The organism is Crossiella sp. CA-258035 (assembly GCF_030064675.1).
GTDB lineage: Bacteria > Actinomycetota > Actinomycetes > Mycobacteriales > Pseudonocardiaceae > Crossiella.
In genome coordinates this window covers 5,663,857-5,681,481 of sequence record NZ_CP116413.1, presented here as the reverse complement: position 1 = coordinate 5,681,481, position 17,625 = coordinate 5,663,857, and the positions used below count along the sequence as shown (strand labels likewise).

16 protein-coding genes are annotated in these 17,625 nt (G+C 72.5%); 6 read left to right on the top strand and 10 right to left on the bottom strand.

Going from position 1 to position 17,625, the window contains the following annotated elements:
• The first annotated feature begins 73 nt into the window (after window positions 1–73).
• A complete protein-coding gene (locus N8J89_RS25990; RefSeq protein ID WP_283659630.1) occupies window positions 74–805 on the top strand; it encodes a DUF4097 family beta strand repeat-containing protein in 732 nt (243 codons plus the stop codon).
• A 184-nt stretch (window positions 806–989) separates the two neighbouring features.
• On the opposite strand, the gene N8J89_RS25985 is transcribed toward N8J89_RS25990, so the two are convergent.
• Window positions 990–2,921: an N-acetylmuramoyl-L-alanine amidase gene (locus N8J89_RS25985; protein ID WP_283659629.1), complete on the bottom strand. Its 1,932-nt coding sequence runs from the start codon at window positions 2,919–2,921 to the stop codon at window positions 990–992.
• A 50-nt stretch (window positions 2,922–2,971) separates the two neighbouring features.
• On the bottom strand, window positions 2,972–3,760 hold the full coding sequence (locus N8J89_RS25980) for an alpha/beta hydrolase (RefSeq protein WP_283659628.1): 789 nt from the start codon (window positions 3,758–3,760) through the stop codon (window positions 2,972–2,974).
• A 68-nt stretch (window positions 3,761–3,828) separates the two neighbouring features.
• Between N8J89_RS25980 and N8J89_RS25975 the strand changes: the two genes are divergently transcribed.
• Complete coding sequence (locus N8J89_RS25975; RefSeq protein WP_283659627.1) at window positions 3,829–4,887, top strand: AraC family transcriptional regulator; 1,059 nt, start codon at window positions 3,829–3,831, stop codon at window positions 4,885–4,887.
• Here N8J89_RS25975 and N8J89_RS25970 read toward each other — a convergent pair.
• Complete coding sequence (locus tag N8J89_RS25970; RefSeq protein WP_283659626.1) at window positions 4,832–6,124, bottom strand: HAMP domain-containing sensor histidine kinase; 1,293 nt, start codon at window positions 6,122–6,124, stop codon at window positions 4,832–4,834. The genes N8J89_RS25975 and N8J89_RS25970 overlap by 56 nt on opposite strands.
• 14 nt (window positions 6,125–6,138) lie before the next feature.
• Complete coding sequence (locus tag N8J89_RS25965) at window positions 6,139–6,807, bottom strand: response regulator transcription factor (protein ID WP_283659625.1); 669 nt, start codon at window positions 6,805–6,807, stop codon at window positions 6,139–6,141.
• Window positions 6,808–6,870: 63 nt separating this feature from the next.
• Between N8J89_RS25965 and N8J89_RS25960 the strand changes: the two genes are divergently transcribed.
• On the top strand, window positions 6,871–8,694 hold the full coding sequence (locus N8J89_RS25960; protein ID WP_283659624.1) for a glycoside hydrolase: 1,824 nt from the start codon (window positions 6,871–6,873) through the stop codon (window positions 8,692–8,694).
• Here N8J89_RS25960 and N8J89_RS25955 read toward each other — a convergent pair.
• Complete coding sequence (locus tag N8J89_RS25955; protein WP_283659623.1) at window positions 8,686–9,675, bottom strand: LacI family DNA-binding transcriptional regulator; 990 nt, start codon at window positions 9,673–9,675, stop codon at window positions 8,686–8,688. The two genes, N8J89_RS25960 and N8J89_RS25955, sit on opposite strands and share 9 nt — an antisense overlap.
• A 207-nt stretch (window positions 9,676–9,882) precedes the next feature.
• On the opposite strand from N8J89_RS25955, the gene N8J89_RS25950 reads away from it, so the two are divergent.
• Entirely contained in the window at window positions 9,883–10,968 is a 1,086-nt protein-coding gene (locus tag N8J89_RS25950) for an S-(hydroxymethyl)mycothiol dehydrogenase (RefSeq protein ID WP_283659622.1), read from the top strand.
• Window positions 10,968–11,597: an MBL fold metallo-hydrolase gene (locus N8J89_RS25945; protein WP_283659621.1), complete on the top strand. Its 630-nt coding sequence runs from the start codon at window positions 10,968–10,970 to the stop codon at window positions 11,595–11,597. The genes N8J89_RS25950 and N8J89_RS25945 overlap by 1 nt, the downstream gene beginning before the upstream one ends.
• A gap of 51 nt (window positions 11,598–11,648) precedes the next feature.
• On the opposite strand, the gene N8J89_RS25940 is transcribed toward N8J89_RS25945, so the two are convergent.
• The 3 genes from N8J89_RS25940 to N8J89_RS25930 form a co-directional block, all read right to left on the bottom strand.
• Window positions 11,649–13,451, bottom strand: coding sequence for a S8 family serine peptidase (locus N8J89_RS25940; protein ID WP_283659620.1), 1,803 nt, complete (start codon window positions 13,449–13,451; stop codon window positions 11,649–11,651).
• 104 nt (window positions 13,452–13,555) lie between these two features.
• Window positions 13,556–13,723, bottom strand: coding sequence for a nucleoside/nucleotide kinase family protein (locus N8J89_RS25935; RefSeq protein ID WP_283659619.1), 168 nt, complete (start codon window positions 13,721–13,723; stop codon window positions 13,556–13,558).
• Window positions 13,724–13,731: 8 nt separating this feature from the next.
• The gene (locus N8J89_RS25930; RefSeq protein ID WP_283659618.1) at window positions 13,732–13,920 is read right to left on the bottom strand and encodes a nucleoside/nucleotide kinase family protein; all 189 of its coding nucleotides are present in this window, start codon (window positions 13,918–13,920) and stop codon (window positions 13,732–13,734) included.
• Window positions 13,921–13,992: 72 nt separating this feature from the next.
• On the opposite strand from N8J89_RS25930, the gene N8J89_RS25925 reads away from it, so the two are divergent.
• Complete coding sequence (locus tag N8J89_RS25925; protein WP_283659617.1) at window positions 13,993–15,570, top strand: cation:proton antiporter; 1,578 nt, start codon at window positions 13,993–13,995, stop codon at window positions 15,568–15,570.
• On the opposite strand, the gene N8J89_RS25920 is transcribed toward N8J89_RS25925, so the two are convergent.
• Window positions 15,567–16,871: a helix-turn-helix domain-containing protein gene (locus N8J89_RS25920; RefSeq protein ID WP_283659616.1), complete on the bottom strand. Its 1,305-nt coding sequence runs from the start codon at window positions 16,869–16,871 to the stop codon at window positions 15,567–15,569. The genes N8J89_RS25925 and N8J89_RS25920 overlap by 4 nt on opposite strands.
• Before the next feature lie 35 nt (window positions 16,872–16,906).
• Window positions 16,907–17,425 (bottom strand): hypothetical protein, encoded by a 519-nt coding sequence (locus N8J89_RS25915; protein WP_283659615.1) that lies wholly within the window; start codon window positions 17,423–17,425, stop codon window positions 16,907–16,909.
• Window positions 17,426–17,625: the final 200 nt, after the last annotated feature.

Genomic DNA, 17,625 nt, shown 5'->3' with positions numbered 1-17,625 from the left:
AGGGCTGGCACCACCCCCGCCGGAGGGGATAACCCGCTCGTGCGCCCGGCCGCGGGCTCGTTACGGTCTGCGCATGAGGACGCTGAAGGTGGGGGCAGTGCTGCTGGCGGGTCTGGCGGCACTCAGCGGATGTTTCGCGTTCGCGGCCAACCGGGAGACCCAGCAGCAGGACCACGACCGCAAGGTCAGCCGGGTCGAGGTGACCCTGGACAGCGGTGACGTCGAGGTGCGCGCCGGCGCGGACAACAAGGTCGCCATCACCAGGAAGCTGGAGTGGGGCAACAGCAAGCCCGCGCACCGCGAGGAGTGGGACGGCGACACCCTGCGCGTGCACCCGCCGACCTGCTCGAACAACTGCTCGATCAGCTACGTGCTCACCGTGCCGGCCGCGGTCTCGGCCAAGCTGCGCACTGAGTCCGGCTCGATCACGGTGCGCGATGTCACCGGCGAGCTGAACCTGGAGACCGACTCCGGTGACGTGCGCGCGGACAACCCGGCCGCCGCGCTGTTCGCCAAGGCCGACTCCGGCACGGTCACCGCCACCGGCGCTCGCTCCCCCAAGGCCGAGCTGCGCACCGACTCCGGCGACATCAAGGCCGACTTCGCCGCCGCGCCGGGCAGCGTGACCGCGAACGCGGGCAGCGGCACGATCGAGATCGGCGTGCCCAAGGAACCGGCCGGGTACAAGGTGGACGCCAAGGTCGAGTCAGGCAAGCGCACCGTCTCGGTCACCGAGGAGCCGGGCAGCCCGCGCTCGATCACCGCACACACCGACTCCGGCGACGTCACCCTGCGCTACGCCTAAACCCGCACCCCACCCACCGCCGTGTTGGCCGTTGTCGTACGGGGTGTTGGCCGAACTGGTACGCCCTCCGGCCAACACACCGTCCACAACGGCCAACACTGTGTACGACAACGGCCAACACGGCGGTGGGTTGGGGCTGGCGCGCTCGGCGGGCCGGTGAGGGCCGGTCCGCCGGGCGCTGGTGCTACCAGCTGGGGCTGACCCGGACGTCCGCCGCCTTGACGAAGAACGCGCGGTGGCCGAAGAACACCTGGTAGTACCGATCCTTGCCGCGAACCACGGTGCGCGGGCCTTCCCAGTTCTGCGCGAAGTAGTAGTCGGTGGGCACGTCGTGCTCGGCGAGCACGTACTTCTCACCCGCGCGCATCGTGTACTGCAACGGTGCGATCGGCTGGTACGGCACCCCGGTGCCCGCGTAGGCGGCTTCCTCGGGATAGGCCCGGCCGAACACCGGCACCTCGGTCAGGCCCGGTCGCGGGGTGACCACGTACCCGGTGCTGTTGACCGCGGCGGGTTTCGAGCGCGGGTTGTGGAACCAGGCCTTCTGCCCCAGGTACCAGATCGCGGTCCACTCGCCGCGGCGCTCGGCCACCGCGAACCGCTGGCCGGTGTCCACCCGGCCGCCGTAGTCGCTGACGTGCCGGGTGCTGTTGCTGCCGTCCGGCCGCAGCCCGGGATCCTTGACCAGCGGGGCATCCGCGCGCGGTTCGGTGTGCAGGAACACCGAGGTGGTGCCGCGCACCGGGCAGGGGTCGGCGGGTTTGGCGCTGTCGCAGCCGTACATCACCGGGTGGTTGCTGGCGTAGTCCGGTTTGATGGTCACGATCCCGGCCCACGGCCCGGTGCTGGCGTGGAAAGGCGCGCCGAGCAGGTCGAAGTAGTGCGCCCAGTCCCAGTAGGGGCCCGGGTCCCAGTGCATGCCGCGCACGGTGGCCGGGGTGGTGCCGGGCACGTTGTCGTGGCCCAGGATGTGCGCCCGGTCCAGTGGGATGTCGTACTTCTTGGCCAGGTAGCGGACCAGCCGGGCCGAGGAGCGGTACATCGCCTCGGTGTACCAGGTGCCCTTGGCCGCGAAGCCCTCGTGCTCCAGGCCGATGGAGTGGGTGTTGACGTACCAGTTCCCGGCCTGCCAGGCCACGTCCTCGGCCCGGACGTGTTGCGCCACATGGCCGTCGGCCGAGCGCAGGGTGTACTGCCAGCTCACGTACTTCGGGTTCTGCACCAGCTTCAGCGTGGTGTCGTAGTAGCCCTCGGTGTCGTGCACGATGATGTACTTGATCTTCAGATCGCGCGGGCGGTCGGCCTGGTCGTGGTTGCCGTAGCTGCCCGGTTTGCTCGGGTCGTAGTGCTCGTACGGCGCGGGAACCCATTCACAGCCCAGGTTCCTCGGGCACTCGGTGGCCTCGGGCTTCGGCGCGCGCAGCCCGAGACCGTCCACTTGGGACACTCGCGGGCTGATGCCGGGATCGGCGGCCAGGCGTACCCGGTGGCCGTCGTCGGTGACCCGCTCGGTCCCGGTGCGCAGCAGCTCGAACACGTCATCGGCGAACCGGCGCGCGGTCGCGGTGTCAGTCGCGCCGCTGTAGCGCGCCACCGCGCCGTACCAGTCGCCTGGCGCGCTGCCGCCGCCGAGTTCGCGCTGGTACTGGGCGAGCACGGCCGCGCCGCCGCGGATGTTGGCCACCGGGTCCGAGCGCAGCGCCGAGGGCGCGGTCCCGGTCAGCCGGGCGGCCAGGTCGATGGTCTGCAACCCGGCGGGGGAGACGCCGACCGGCGCGGGTTCGGGCAGCTGGAGCGGCCGGGCGGTGTCCCCGCGCGGGTCCTCGGCGCCGTCCCCGTGGTGGGTGTCCGGGGCGACGCCGAGGCCCCGCGCATCAGTGAGGTGCAGGGGGCCGAAGCCCGCGCCGCGGCTGGGTTCGCCCGCGTTGGCGTCCCAGCGCGAGAGCAGGTAGCCGACGCCGAGCAGCACAGTCGGTGGCACGCCGAACTCGGTGGCGGCGGCCGTGAACGCGTCCTGCCGGTCCGCCGGAGCGGCGGTCGCGGACACCGGGCTGAGCAGCGCGCCGAGCACCGCGAACGCGGCCCCCAGCGCGAGATGACGCCGTACAGCGGACATGTGGACATCTTTCTCAGAGGTCCGCTTGTGTGGCAATAGTCCACAAGGAGCTAAGGGCGCAGCTGGTGGCGGTCCAGCCACTCATCGATGGCCTTGAGCGTGCCCGGCAGGTGGGGGCCCGCGTTCATCATGTGGTCCGCGCCGGGGATCTGCACGAAGCTGCCGCGCGCGCCGTACTTGCGGGCGGTCACCCGGCCGATCCTGGGCACGGTGCACCTGTCGTGCTCACCGGCGATGACCAGCACCGGGGTGTCGCTGGCCTGGTAGTCCACCTTGGCCCGGCGCTTGCGGTCCAGGAACCAGAGCACCATCTGGCGGTAGACGGTGCCGGACTCCGCGCACAGGCTGTCGTAGAACGGGTCGGAGATCTCCCTGGGCGTGGCGTTGCAGATGTGGCTGTCCCACACCTTCTTCGACACCGGGTACATCGGCTGACCGGCCAGCCACTGCGGGAGGTACCGGCCCCACAGCGCCATCGGCGCGAGGTCGAAGGTGGTGATGCCCCAGGCCGGCGCGGTGCCGAGCAGGATCTGGCCGCGGTGCGGCACCCTGGCCGCGAGCAGCTGGGCCAGCAGCGCGCCCAGGGAGTGCCCGACGATGATCGGCGGGGTCTCCATCCGCTCGACCAGCTCGGCGTAGTCGGCGACGAAGTCGAGCAGCCCGAGCTTGGTCATCCGCTGCGCGTTCGCCCACACGTCGACCTGCCTGGGGTTGCCGTGGTGGCGCGCGGTGGGCCGGTGCACGCGGAAGCCCCTGGCCTCCAGCTCGGTGCCGAACTCGCCCCAGTTCTCGCCGTTGCCCCAGGTGCCGTGGATGAGGATGAGGTCCTGCTTCGCCATGCCCGCACCCTGCCCGGCCGCCGCGGCCCGTTCTTGACATATCGAGACACCCGGCGACACTGGCCATCGTGGACGAGTCGGTGCGCGCAGGGGCCCTCCAGGGCTTCCACGGCCTGGTGCGCGACCTCGGCGGCGACCCGGAACCGCTGATCAGGCAGAGCGGCCTGGACCCGGAGGCACTGCGCGACCCGGAGGCCATGGTCTCCCTGCCCGCCGTGGCCCTGCTGCTGGAGCACGCCGCCCAGCGGCACGGCTGCCCCACCTTCGGCCTCCGGCTGGGCAGCCGCCAGGACCCCGAGGTGCTGGGCCTGCTCGCGGTGGTCGTCCAGGACACCGCGACCGTGGCCGAGGCACTGCGCACGGTGTCCCGGTACCTGTTCGTGCACAGCCCGTCCTACGAGCTCGCCCTGGAGGACCCCAGTCGTCAGCTGCCCGGTTGCGTCACCCTGCGCTTCGACGTCAGCCTGGCGACCGGGGTCCCGCAGCGGCAGCTGCTGGACGGCTTCCTGGCCTCGGCCCTCCGGATCGCGCGGGCGCTGGTGCCCGCCGAGCTGCGGCCGAGGGGTGTCTCGGTCCCGCACACGCCGACCGGCCGTCCCGAGGAGTACCGGGAACGCTTTGGCGCCAACGTCTTCTTCGCCCAGCCCTACGCCGGTCTGCACTTCGGCCGCGAGGTCCTGACCGCGAGCATCCGGGAGAGCCAGCCGCGGCTGCGCGAGCAGGCCGTCGCCCACCTCGCCGCCCGCCAGCCCCCGGCCGGGCACGGGGTTTCCGCGCGGGTGCGCGACGCGCTCAAGAGCACCATCGGCGTCAACCGGGGCACCAAGGCGGAGATCGCCGCCCTGCTCGGCCTGCACCCGCGCACCCTGCAACGGCGGCTCAGCGACGAGGGCGTCACCTTCGAGCAGATCCGCACCGAGGTCTACCGGGCGGCGACCTGGCGGCTGCTGCGCGAGACCCGGATCCCGTTGAGCCACACCGCCGCCGCGCTCGGCTTCTCCGAGCAGTCGGCGCTGAGCCGGTCGGTCCGGCGGTGGTTCGGCAGCACACCCAGCCTGATCCGCGCGCAGGTCAGCGGAAACGCAGGCGCAGCAACGTTCCGCCGTCCCGGGGACGCTCCGCGCTGACCCGTGCCCCGTGCGCCCGCGCCACCTGGCCGACGATGGCCAGCCCCAGCCCCGATCCCGGCAGCGATCGGGCGGCAGGCGAGCGGTAGAAGCGCTCGAACACCCGCTCCCGGTCCTCGGCCGGAATCCCCGGTCCCTGGTCCCGGACGCACAACTCCTTGTCCCGCAAGGAGATCCGCACCACTCCGCCGGGCGGGCTGAACTTGGCCGCGTTGTCCAGCAGGTTGCGCACCGCCCGGGCCAGGCGGCCCGGCTGACCGGTGATCACGGTCGGATCCAGGTCCAGCACAAAGGCGGTGCGCGGCCAGTGTGTGCCCACCTCGGCGGTGACGTGCTCGACCAGCAGGTCCAGCCGCAGCTCCTCGGTGGGGTCACCGGCTTCCTCGCCGCGGGCCAGGTCGATCAGGTCGGTGACCAGGGTGGTCAGCCTGGTGGCCTGGGTGTGCAGCGCGGTCAGCACCTCGCCCCGCTGGCCCTGGGTGAGCTGGTCGGCGCGGCGCAGCAGGTCGATGTTGGCGCGCAGCCCGGTCAGCGGGGTGCGCAGCTCGTGCGAGGCGTCGGCGACCAGTTGTCGTTGTGCGGCAAGGGCTGCGTCCAGTTCGGCGAGCATGGTGTTGAACCCGGCGGAGAGCCGGGCCAGCTCGTCCGCGCCGTTGACCTCGATGCGCGCCTGCGGATCCCGGCTCGCCGCCACCCGCTCGGCCGCCTCGGTCAGCGTGGCCACCGGCCGCAAACCGGTGCGCGCCACCAGGTATCCGGCCGCGGCGGCCACCGCGACGCCGACCAGCCCGGCGCCGATGAGCGCCCAGCCGATCCGGGTGAGGCTGTCGTCGGTGCGGTCGGAGCGGACCGCGACCTGCACCGCCAGTCCCTCGGCCAGCGGGGAGGTGAGCATCCGCACCGGGTGGCCGCCGATGGTGGCGGCGCTGAAGAAGGCGGTCCGGTGGCCCGCGGCGACCGCGCGGGTCTCCTCGGTGACCGGCAGTCCGGCGTCGTCGGTGATGCGCCCGTCCGCGGTCACCTTCTGCGCGCACGCGGGCGCGGTGATGAACTCGCAGGGGCCGGCGGGGATCCAGGCGTCGGGGGCCGCGCGTTTCAGCCGAGTCACCTCCCGTTGTAAACCCAGGTCGGTCGATCGGTGCAGTTCACTAGCTATCAGCAGGTAGGCGGCCGCAGCCATCGCCGTGGACGTCAGCGCGACCGCCACCGCGCCGGTGACTGCGATTCTGACGCGCAACGGCCATCGGCGCCTCACGGGTCACCCAGTCGATAACCAATACCCCGCACGGTATGCAGCAACGGGGGCTCGCCGGGGGTCTCCAGCTTGCCGCGCAGGTACCGGATGTACACCGCCAACGAGTTCGCGGTGGACAGTCCGGGACCCCACACCCGGTCGATGATCGACTCCCGGGGCAGCGCCCGGCCCGCGTTCCGCGCCAGCACCTCCAGCAGCGCGAACTCGGTGCGGCTCAACTCGATCCGCCGGTCCCCGCGCCGCACCAGCCTGGCCCCGGTGTCCACGGTGAGGTCCCCGTGCTGCAGGACCGCCGGGTCCTCGGGGTAGGCCCGCCGCAGCAGCGCGCGCACCCTGGCCAGCAGCTCGGCCAGGTCGAACGGCTTGACCAGGTAGTCATCGGCCCCGGCGTCCAGTCCGGCGATCCGGTCGCCGACCGCGTCCCGCGCGGTCAGCACCAGGACCGGGGTCCGGTCACCGCCCGCCCGCAACCGGCGGCACACGGTGAGGCCGTCAGTGAAGGGCATCAGCAGGTCCAGCACCACCCCGTCCGGCCGCCAGTCCGCGATCTCGGCCAGCGCGAGTCCGCCGTCGGTCACCGAGCGCACCTCGTGGCCCTCGGCGCTCAGCGCCAGCTCGACCGCCGTGCGCACCGCGTCGTCGTCCTCAGCCACCAGTACCCGCATCGCCTTCGATGGTAGCCAAGGGATTCTCACCCGACTCTCATCTGCACCCGACATGGTGACCGAATGCGAAGATCACGTGAACGAATGGTGTCCGGCGGACTCGCCCTCGCCCTGTTGCTGGCGGCTCTCCCGGCCAACGCGGAACCGGTGAACCTGCTGCGGTTCTCGCTGGCAGGCGGGGCCGTGCTGGTCGATCCGTCCACAATGGAGATCACCGGCGCGGCGCTGGTGTCGCGGGGCGTTGACGGGTTGGGCCGGGTGGAGGGCTTGCGGCGCAACGGGGACGGCGTGAGCTGGCAGTACCCCGAGCGCGGCTACCGGGTCCGGGCCGGGGTGCGGGACGGCCGGTTGCGGGTGACCGTGCACGGTGGATCGGGGAGCCTGCGCTGGCCGGTCACCGGAGCCGATCCCGCTACTGACCGACTGGTGCTGCCCCGTGGCGAGGGCCTGTCCGTGCCGGTGCGGGACACCTGGTGGGCCGACCGGCTGGGCAAGGTGGCGATGACCGACGGGATGACGCTGCCGTTCTGGGGTCAGCAGCTGGCCGGGCGTGGGGTGAGCTACCTGGTGTCCAACGACATCGGCACCGAACTGGATGTGTCCACTGTGGACAACAGGTTGCAGGCGACCGCGGAACACCGGTTCGACGAGCGGACGCCGGAGTTCACCGTCGACATCGGACTCATCGACGGCTCACCGGTCGCCGCCGCCGCGGACTACCGCCGGTTCCTGGCCGCCAAGGGCGGGCTGGGAAACCTGAAGGAGAAGATCAGAGCCAACCCGGCGGTCGGCAAGCTGCTCGGCGCGCTGCACGCCTATGGCTGGGGTCAAGCCAGGAAGGTCGAGGGCGTGCGCAGGCTCAAGGAGCTTGGCCTGGACCGGCTCTGGTTGGGCTACGACGGCGAACCGATGAGCGAGGAGGCGATCACCGCGGCCAGGGAGGCGGGCTTCCTAACCGGACCCTACGACTCCTGGGACAACGCCCAGGACCCGGCCACCGCGGACAACCCGGGCTCGGTCTGGCCGGGCAAGCTGTGGCCGGAGGGCTGCGTGCGCAAGGCCGACGGCAGCCCGCAGACAGGCTTCGGCGGCCGCGGCTGCTACCTCAGCACGGCCGCGCTGAGCAGCGAGGTCTACCGGGACCGGGTTCGCAAGTGGACCGCCAACGGGACCGAGACCTACTTCCTGGACGTGGACGCCGCGGGCCAGCTCTTCGACGACCACTCACCGGCCCATCCGATGACCCAGGAACAGGACCGCCGCAACCGCCTGGCCCGGATGACCTACCTCTCCGGCGAACGCGGCCTGGTGCTCGGCTCGGAGACCGCGGCGGGCTGGGCGAACCGGGTGCTGGCCTTCAACCACGGCTCGCTCACCCCGGTCACCGACGCGCTCTGGGCCGAGCAGAAGGGTTGGGGCGCTTGGTATCCGGAGAAAGCACCCGCGTTCTTCTTCAAGCCGGTGGAGCTCTCCGCCGAGCTGACCCGGTTCATGTTCGACCCGGCGGTGCGGGTCCCGCTGTACCAGACCGTGCTGCACGACTCGCTGGTCGCCACCGACCGCTGGGAGCTGCCGCTGTCCAAGCTGCCCGCGCTGGCCAAGGACCGCATCCTGCTCGCGATGCTGTACAACACCCCGCCGAACCTGGTGCTGGACAAGGGCGAGCTGGACCGGCGCGGCGAACGGATCGCCGAGCTGCACCGGGCGTTCTCGCCGCTGCACAGGCTCGCCGGCGCGGAGGCGATGACCGGGTTCAGGTGGGTGAACGGCGATCCGCTGGTGCAGGAGACCGAGTTCGGCAACGGTCTGCTGCGGATGCGGGCGGACTTCCGCTCGGGCTGCGTGCAGACCAACGTGTCCGAGCGGTACTGCCCCGCGTCATGGTGACCGCAGTGAGCTGCCGCGCACGATGACCTCGGCGTCCAGGGTCACCGTGCTCGGTAGTCGCGCCGGGTTGGCGATCCGGGCCAGCAGCAGCTGGGTGGCCTGCACGCCGATCTGGTAGGCGGGCTGGGTGACCACGCTCAGCTGCGGTTCCAGCAGCGTGGTCCACGGCGCGTCGTCGAAGGACACCAGCCCCAGGTCCGATCCGGCCCGCAGCCCCAGCTCGCGCATCGCGGCCAGCACCCCGACCGCCATCGCGCTGTTGCCCACCAGCAGCGCGTCCGGCCGGTCCGGCCCGCCGAGCAGCTCTTTCGCGGCGACCTGCGCGCCCGCGGCCCGGTACTCGGCCCGCCACAACAGCTCGGGGCGGCCGGTCCCGGCCAGCGCGTCCCGGTAGCCCGCGGCGCGGTCGTCGGCGGTGGGCACCCCGGCCGGGCCGGTCAGGCAGGCCACCCGCCGGTACCCCTGCTCCACGAGGTGCTCGGTGGCCTGCCTGGCGCCCTGCCTGCTGTGCACCAGCACCATGTCGCAGGGCCGGTCCGGCACCCTGCGGTCCACCGCGACCACCGGCGTGCCGCTGTCGAAGAGCGGGTCCAGGCCGCCGGGCAGGCCCGAGGGCGAGACGATCACGCCCGCGGCCCGCTCGCTCAGCGCCACCTCGACGTAGCGCCGTTCCTTGTCCGCGTTCTCATCGGAGTTGCACAGGACCACCTGGTAGCCACCGGCCTGCGCGGTGTCCTCGACCCCGCGGGCGATGGCGGTGAAGAACGGGTTCTCCACGTCTGAGATGATCAAGGCGAGCACCGCGGTCTCCTGCCGGCGCAGGTTGCGGGCCAGCCCGTTCGGCCGGTACCCGAGCTCCTTCGCCGCCGCCCTGACCCGGCTCGCCAGCTCCGGGTCCACGGTGGACTTGCCGTTCAACGCCCGCGAGACCGTCGCGGTGGACACCCCTGCCCGAGCGGCTACATCACTGATCGTCGCCAACTTGTCTGACCCCTTGCTGCGCGCTGTCCCCGCGGACACCTTATTGACCCCGCCGCAAATTAAGAAAGAATCTTGGCGAAATCGTTTGCCTGCACGTTGCGCTTTTCGCCCGGTCGGGCATTGATCCACTCGGTTGACGACACCAGTCCAGGCGTGGCGAATCATGCGCATGTCTGCAACCGTGACCGGGGACGAAGGGAGAGCACCGTGGCTCAGGAGGTCCGTGGCGTCATCGCCAGGAGCAAGAACGCGCCCGTCGAGCTGGTGACGATCGTGGTACCGGACCCGGGGCCTGGCGAGGCGGTGGTCAAGGTGCAGGCCTGCGGGGTCTGCCACACCGACCTGCACTACCGCCAGGGCGGGATCAACGACGAGTTCCCGTTCCTGCTCGGCCACGAGGCCGCGGGCGTGGTGGAGGCGGTCGGCGAGGGCGTCACCGAGGTCGAGCCCGGTGACTTCGTGGTGCTGAACTGGCGCGCGGTCTGTGGTCAGTGCCGCGCCTGTCGCCGGGGCAGGCCCTGGTACTGCTTCAGCACGCACAACGCGGCCCAGCCGATGACGCTGACCGACGGCACCCCGCTGACCCCGGCGCTGGGCATCGGCGCGTTCGCGGACAAGACCCTGGTCGCCGCCGGGCAGTGCACCAAGGTCGACCCGGAGGCGCGGGCGGCCGCGGTCGGGCTGCTCGGCTGCGGGGTGATGGCCGGCATCGGCGCGGCGATCAACACCGGCGGCGTCGGGCGCGGCGACTCGGTGGCGGTGATCGGCTGCGGCGGGGTCGGCGACGGCGCGATCGCCGGGTCGGCGCTGTCCGGGGCGCACACCATCATCGCGGTGGACGTGGACCCCGGGAAGCTGGAGGTGGCCAAGGGCTTCGGCGCCACCCACGTGGTCAACGCGCGGGAGACCGACCCGGTCAAGGCGATCCAGGACCTCACCGGCGGCAACGGCGCGGACGTGGTGATCGACGCGGTCGGCCGCCCGGAGACCTGGAAGCAGGCCTTCTACGCCCGCGACCTGGCGGGCACCGTGGTGCTGGTCGGCGTGCCCACCCCGGAGATGACCATCGAGATGCCGCTGATCGACTTCTTCTCCCGCGGCGGCGCGCTCAAGTCCTCGTGGTACGGCGACTGCCTGCCCAGCCGGGACTTCCCGATGCTGGTCGAGCTGTACCGGCAGGGCCGCCTGGACCTGGACGCCTTCGTCTCCGAGGAGATCCCGCTGGACGGGGTGGAGGGCGCGTTCGAGAAGATGCACACCGGCGGCGTGCTGCGCTCGGTGGTGGTCTTCTGATGGGCGTCCGGATCGACCACGCGGTCACCTCCGGCACGTTCAGCCTGGACGGCCAGACCTTCGAGGTGGACAACAACGTCTGGGTGCTCGGCGATGAGGCGGAGTGCGTGGTCTTCGACGCCCCGCACGACGTCGAGGCGATCCGGCGACTGGTCGGCGACCGGCGGGTGGCCGCGATCCTGGCCACGCACGCCCACGACGACCACATCCGCTTCGCCCCCGAGCTCGCCGAGGCCACCGGCGCGCCGATCCTGCTGCACCCCGACGACCTGCCGGTGTGGCAGCTGACCCATCCGGACCGCAAGCCGGACGACCTGCTGCGGGACGGTCAGGTGATCGAGGTGGCCGGCACCGCGGTGCACGTGCTGCACACCCCCGGCCACGCGCCGGGCGCCTGCTGCTTCCACGTGCCCGAGCTGGACGTGGTGTTCACCGGCGACACGCTGTTCCAGGGTGGTCCCGGCGCGACCGGGCGTTCGTTCAGCAGCTTCGACACCATCATCGGCTCGATCAGGGACCGGTTGCTGACCCTGCCGCTGGACACCACCGTGCACACCGGGCACGGCGGCAGCACCACGATCAGGGCCGAGGCGCCCCACTTGCAGGAGTGGATCACCCGAGGGCACTGACAAGTCCGGCGAGGGCTCCGTCTCGCGGCGCGGAGCCCTCGCCGGATCCGGTCAGCGGGTGACGTTCAAGGTGAACTCGCCGCTGCCGGTCTTGTCACCGCCGGTCGCGGTGATGCTGATCTTGTAGCTACCGGGCGCGGTGTTGAAGCCGACCCAGATGAACGCGGTCGAGGTGCCGCCGTCGGAGACCTGCGCCGGGGAGAAGTGCACGCTGGTGCCCGAGGGCGCGCCACTGGCGGACAGCGTCGCGCTGCCGCCGGTCACGCTGATCCTGGTCTGCAGGAAGCCACCCGGCCGCGCGCTGCCCGAGGCGGGGGACAGCGAAACGGCGAGCGGGGAGCCGCCCGGCTTGCCCACGGTCAGCGACACGGTCGCGGTGCGGGTGGCCGACTTCGACTTGCCGGAGACCGTGACCTGGTAGCTGCCCTGCGGCGTGCCGGTGGTGGTCGCGACGGTCAGCTTGGCGCTCTCGCCCGCGGTCACCGAAGCGGGGGAGAAGGTCGCGGTCGCACCCGAGGGCAGGCCGCTGGCGGTCAGCTCCACCGGCTCGGCCTGGCCCTTGACCACCTTGGTCGCCACCGTCGCCTCGGCCGAACCGCCCGGCTCGGCCACGGTCACCGAGGCCGGGTCCACCGCCACCGAGAAGTCGTTGGTGACCGGGGTGCCGCCGATGAAACCGCTGTACAGCAACCGGTTCGGCGAGCCCTGCTTGATGTCGCCGAGCTTGTTCGGGGTGGAGTTGTTCACCAGCGCGTCGCGCACCTGCTGGTTGGTCGCCGAGGGGTTCTCGTTGAGGTACAGCGCGGCCACGCCCGCCACGTGCGGGGCGGCCATCGAGGTGCCGCTCATCGACTTGGTGCCGGTGTCGCTGGTGTGCCCCGCCGAGACGGTGTCCGTGCCCGGGGCCCAGATGTCCAGGCAGGAGCCCCAGTTGGAGGAGGCGTTGAACTGCGGCCAGTCCGCCCGCTTGTCACTGGACATGGTCGCGCCCACGGTCACCGCCTCGGCCACCCGCGCCGGGGTGAACCCGCAGGCGTCCTGACCGGAGTTGCCCGCGGCCAGCACGAAGGTCACGCCGGAGTTGATGGCCTTGCGCACGGCGTCTTCCAGGGCCTGGTTGGACCCGTTGCCGCCCAGGCTCATGTTGGCCACCGCGGGCTTCTTCGCGTTCTTGGCCACCCAGTCGATGCCGGCGATGATCTGCGACCACTGTCCGGTGGCCTGGCAGTTCAGCACCCGCACACCGACCAGGTTGACCTTCTTGGCCAGACCGTACCGGCTGCCGCCGACCGTGCCGGCCACGTGCGTGCCGTGCCCGTGGCAGTCCGCGGCGTCGGCGTCGTTGTCGATGAAGTCGTAGCCGCTCCTGGCCCGGCCGCCGAACTCCTGGTGCGAGTTGCGGATGCCGGTGTCCAGGACGTACGCGGTGACCGCGCTGCCGTCGTTGGCGTAGCTGTACTTCTGGTCCAGCGGCAGGTCCCGCTGGTCGGTGCGGTCCAGGCCCCATTCCGGGTCGTTCTGGGTGTCGGTGGCCCGCGCGAACCCGTCCTGGGTCACGTAGTCCACCCGGGGGTCCGCGGCCAGCCGCCTGGCCTGGCTCTCGCTCATGCTCGCGGCGAAGCCGTGCAGGGCCGCGCCGTAGCTGGCGGTGACCCGCCCGCCGTACTGGCCGGTCAGCGCGTCAGCCGCGGCCGGACCGTCCTTGAGCACCACGATGTAGCTGCCCGCCACCGCATCCGGCGTGGCCCGGATCGTGCCCTCGGCCGGTGCGGCCGTGGCAGGCGCGGCGGCCGCGCCCAGCGCTAACAACGCGCCGAGTGCGGTCAGGACCGCCGCCCGATTTCCTTGTCGCATCGTGACTCCTTCGCAGGGGGAGTTGCGGAAGTCACGATCAGCCAGCGGTGTGAGCCGGACAATCAGGGCGGGGATCCGTAGGGGTACCTATCTATTGCCCCGGTCTATGGCACCGGCCAGCGGCGGAGCACCGGGGCGGCCGGGTCCTCGTAGCCCAGCAGCACATCGGCGGTCTCCACCGGCCGGGCGGCCTCGCGGTAGAGCTGCTGGCCCGGCAGGTAGCGGTGGGTGTAGCGCTCGAGGACCTGTTCGCGCGAGCCGAACAGCGCCACATCGCGGGTCAGCGCCGGTGCCGCACCTGCTCCGGCTGGTGGAAGTCGTCGATGCTCAACCGGCGCAACGGGATCCGGGCGGCCAGCTCGGCGGCGAGGGTGGTCCTGCCCGCGGCGTCCGGTCCGGTGAGCGCGACCCGGCGCCGCCCGGCGACCAGCTCGGCGAGCCGGTCCAGCAGTTCCGATCGGGTGATCACCGGCCCAGCGTGGCCAGCGGGGTCCGGCCTGCTCGGTTACCGTGCGGCTCACCGAGGCGGTGGAGGTGGGCGGTGCAGCTGCTGCTGGTGGTCGTCGGCGCGATCGGGGTCACCGCGCTGGCCAGTCGCAAGGGCCTGCAACCCGCGCTGGTCGTGGTGGTGATCGCGGCCGCGGTCTCCTTCATCCCCGGCCTGCCGCGGTTCGAGCTGGCGCCGGAGCTGATCCTGACCGTGGTGCTGCCGCCGCTGCTGTACTCCGCGGCGCTGGACTTCTCCTTCGTCAGCCTGGCCCGCAACCTGCGCTCGATCCTGTCCCTCGGGGTGGGCATGGTGCTGGTCTCCGCCGCGGTCACCGGCCTGGTCGCGGCCTGGGCGGTGCCCGGACTGGCGCTGGTGCCCGCGCTGCTGCTGGGCGCGGTGGTGGCCCCGCCGGATGCGGTGGCCGCGCTGGCGGTGGGCCGGAAACTGGGGCTACCCAAGCGGTTGATGGCCATCCTGACCGGGGAGAGCCTGGTCAACGACGCGGCCGCGCTGACCCTGTTCACCCTCGCGGTGGCCGCGGCCACCGGCAGGGACACCCTGTTCGGCAACCCGTTCCTGCTCTTCGGCTACGGCGTGCTGGCCGGTGTCCTCATTGGACTGGCGCTGGCCCTGGTGGTGCACGGGATCCGGTCCCGGCTGCGGGACAGCGGGCTGGAGACCGCGCTCGGGCTGATCGTGCCCTTCGCCGCCTACCTGCTGGCCGAACAGGTGCACGCCTCCGGGGTGCTCGCGGTGGTCGCGGCCGGGATCACCTTGGGGCACAACGACGCCCGCGCCTCCTTCGCCACCCGGTTGCAGGGCAGGCAGGTCTGGCACAGCCTGGACGTGCTGCTGGAGGCATTCGTCTTCGCCTACATGGGTTTGCAGTGCAAGTTCGTCTTCGCCGGGCTCGCCGCGACCGGGATCTCCTGGCCCGCCTTCGTCCTCGGCGCGGCGGCGGTGCTCGGCACGGTGCTGCTGGTGCGCCCGGTCTGGATCTTCCTCACCTACGGCCGCGGCCTGCTCCGCGGCCGGATGGCCGGGAGCCTGCCGCGCGGGAGACGCCGCCGGGTCCGGGAACAGCTGCCGTGGCAGTACATGGCGGTGATCTCCTGGACCGGCATGCGCGGCGTGGTCACCATGGCCGCCGCGGCCGGGGTGCCCGCCACCATGCCCGGCCGGGACCTGATCCAGGCGCTGGCGTTCGTGGTCGCGGTCGGCACCCTGCTGATCCAGGGCCCCACGCTGCCACCGCTGATCCGCTGGCTGCGCCTGGAGGCCCCCGAGGAACAGCGGCGCGCGGAACTGGGCGCGGCCAAGGCCAGGGAGGTCACCAGGGCGGCGGCCAAACAGGCCCTGAGCACCCCGCCGGAGGGCGCGGACCCCGAGGCGTTCGGGCGGTTGCGGGAGCGGTTCACCGCCGCGCTGGCGGCCAGCAAGGAGTCCGACGAGACCCGGATGTCCCCGGCCGAACGCGGCCTGCTGCTCACCGTGCGGCAACGGATGCTGGCCGCGCAGCGGACCGCGCTGGTCCGGGCGCGCAAGGCGGGGGAGCTGCCGGATGACATCGTGCGCGGCGAGCTGGAACGCCTCGACCTGGAAGAGGCCGCGGCGCAGGCGGCGCGCTAGCCGCGGATCAGCCCGGACCGCCCGGACACCCCGAGCTTGCGGTAGACCTGGGACAGGTGCAGCTCCACGGTGCGCACCACCACGCCGAGCCGGGCCGCGATCTCCTTGTTGCTCAGCCCGGCCCGCACCAGGGCGGCGATCCGGCCCTCCTGGCTGGTCAACGGCGGCGGCGCGGCGCGCGCGGCCCAGCGGGTGTTGCCGACCAGCGCCGCGGCCTCCCGCGCGGCGGCGAAGGCCTCCTCGGCGGCCAGTTGCTGCCCACGCGCGGCCAGCAGCAGCCCCAGGTCATGCCGCACCTGCACGAGCTCCGCGCCGTGCACCAGTGCCGCGGCCTCGGTGAGCTGCGCGGCGGAGTCCCAGCCCGCCGCGTGCAGCGCCCGCCCGATCGGCCGCGGCGCGCCCCAGCGGCGGGCCGCCACCAGTTCGGCCCTGGCCAGCGAGGCAGCCAGCGGGCCGCGTTGCAGCGCGTGCGCGCACAGCGCGGCCTGGGACCGCCAGGGCAGCACCGCCGGGTTGGCCACCGCCCAGCCGTCCAGCTCCCGGCCGCAGGCCAGGAAGTCCTGATAGCCCAACAGGAATTGGCCCTCCGCCCGGTGCAGCGCGCCCCTGGCGGCGAGCAGCTCGGCGCGGTCGGGCGCGGTGTCCAGCGCGCCGTCCAGGTCGTGCTCGCGGAACAAATCCCTGGCCCGGTCCAGCTCGCCGAGGTCGACCAGCGCGGCGGCCAGCCAGGCCACGCCCAGCCCGGCGAACTGCGGGTAGACCCCGCGCGCCAGCAGCGACTCCAGCTCCTCGACCGCTTGCCGCGGTTGCCCGGCCCAGGTGGCCAGCCGGGCCCGCAACAGGGTCAGCGCGTCCCGCTGCCGCGCCGACCGCGCCCAGCCCTCGGTGGCCGCGGCCCGCGCGCAGTGCGCCTGCGCGGCGGTCAGCTCACCGGCATAGGCCAGCGCCAGCACCGAGTACCAGAAGCAGCCCGCCTCGGTCCACGCCGCCGAGTCCAGCACCCGCTCGGCCAGCTCGACGCTACCCGCCCGGTCCACGCCGCGGTTGGTCAGCAGGATGGCCCGCATGGCCAGATCGCGTTCCGGCGGCACCGGATCCGGCCGGTCCGGGCAGCGCGCCGCGCCCGGCCGGGGCCCACCGGCCACATAGGACAGTCCGGCCAGCGCGGGCCCGGTGGTCGAGGGCACGCCGACGGCCTGGCCGAGGGCCTCGGCCACCACCCGGTCGGCCTCGGCCCACCGGCCGCCCTCCACCAGGCGCAGCCGGAGCGCTCGCGCGGACTCGACCCATTCCTCCAGCATGGTCCGATGATCCTCACACGAGGTGCCGGGCCTGCTCAAGACCGGTGGCCGACGGAAACCGGCGCGCTGAGCGCGGTGTGCACCCGGAAGCCGTCGGCCACCGGCTCGCGCCAGCCGGACAGGCCGAGGAAGGCCCGGCCGTCCTCCCGGAAGTAGAGCTCACCGGCCACCGCCTTCGGCCGCGCGGGCAGCGCGTCCAGCCAGTCCCTGGCCTGGCCCAGGTTGCCGAGGCCGGTGAGGCCGAAGTAACCAGGGCTGGCCGACCGCGCGCCGATCCGGCCCAGTCGGTGGTAGGTGCGCGGCCCGGAGGAGTAGCCGGGCGGCCCGTCCAGGCCCCACAGCGACCAGGGCTCGGCGTCGGTGGCCCACTGGCTCCAGGTCAGCACCGAGGCACCGTCCACACTGGGCAGACAGGCCACCCCCAGCAGGTCCGCCGGCCACTGCTGCCGCCGCCACCGGCTGACCCAGGCGGCCACCGCGGCGCGCTGCCAGTCGCCGCCGGTGTGCGCCAGCTCGACCTGCACGGACTTGGCGCCGATGTCGTAGATGATCATTACTGGCTCCCGTCAGCTGACGTACGGGCGAACGGTCCGGGCCTCGCGCAACGCCACGGCAGCACGTGCCAGTCCAGGAAGTTCTTCACCACAGCGGGAAACGGCCACCCGGACGAGGATGGGGATCATGGCCACAGTTACCCAGAGCGGCACTGGGCCACATGTCATCCATGTGACCTGGGTCACAATGACCCTTCGGT

Excerpts from the sequence above, each read along its gene's own strand:
- N8J89_RS25915 (WP_283659615.1), bottom strand. The coding sequence starts at position 17,425 with ATGATCATCTACGACATCGGCGCCAAGTCCGTGCAGGTCGAGCTGGCG.
- N8J89_RS25940 (WP_283659620.1), bottom strand. The coding sequence starts at position 13,451 with ATGCGACAAGGAAATCGGGCGGCGGTCCTGACCGCACTCGGCGCGTTG.
- N8J89_RS25945 (WP_283659621.1), top strand. The coding sequence starts at position 10,968 with ATGGGCGTCCGGATCGACCACGCGGTCACCTCCGGCACGTTCAGCCTG.
- N8J89_RS25980 (WP_283659628.1), bottom strand. The coding sequence starts at position 3,760 with ATGGCGAAGCAGGACCTCATCCTCATCCACGGCACCTGGGGCAACGGC.
- N8J89_RS25990 (WP_283659630.1), top strand. The coding sequence starts at position 74 with ATGAGGACGCTGAAGGTGGGGGCAGTGCTGCTGGCGGGTCTGGCGGCA.
- N8J89_RS25920 (WP_283659616.1), bottom strand. The coding sequence starts at position 16,871 with ATGCTGGAGGAATGGGTCGAGTCCGCGCGAGCGCTCCGGCTGCGCCTG.
- N8J89_RS25960 (WP_283659624.1), top strand. The coding sequence starts at position 6,871 with ATGCGAAGATCACGTGAACGAATGGTGTCCGGCGGACTCGCCCTCGCC.
- N8J89_RS25965 (WP_283659625.1), bottom strand. The coding sequence starts at position 6,807 with ATGCGGGTACTGGTGGCTGAGGACGACGACGCGGTGCGCACGGCGGTC.
- N8J89_RS25985 (WP_283659629.1), bottom strand. The coding sequence starts at position 2,921 with ATGTCCGCTGTACGGCGTCATCTCGCGCTGGGGGCCGCGTTCGCGGTG.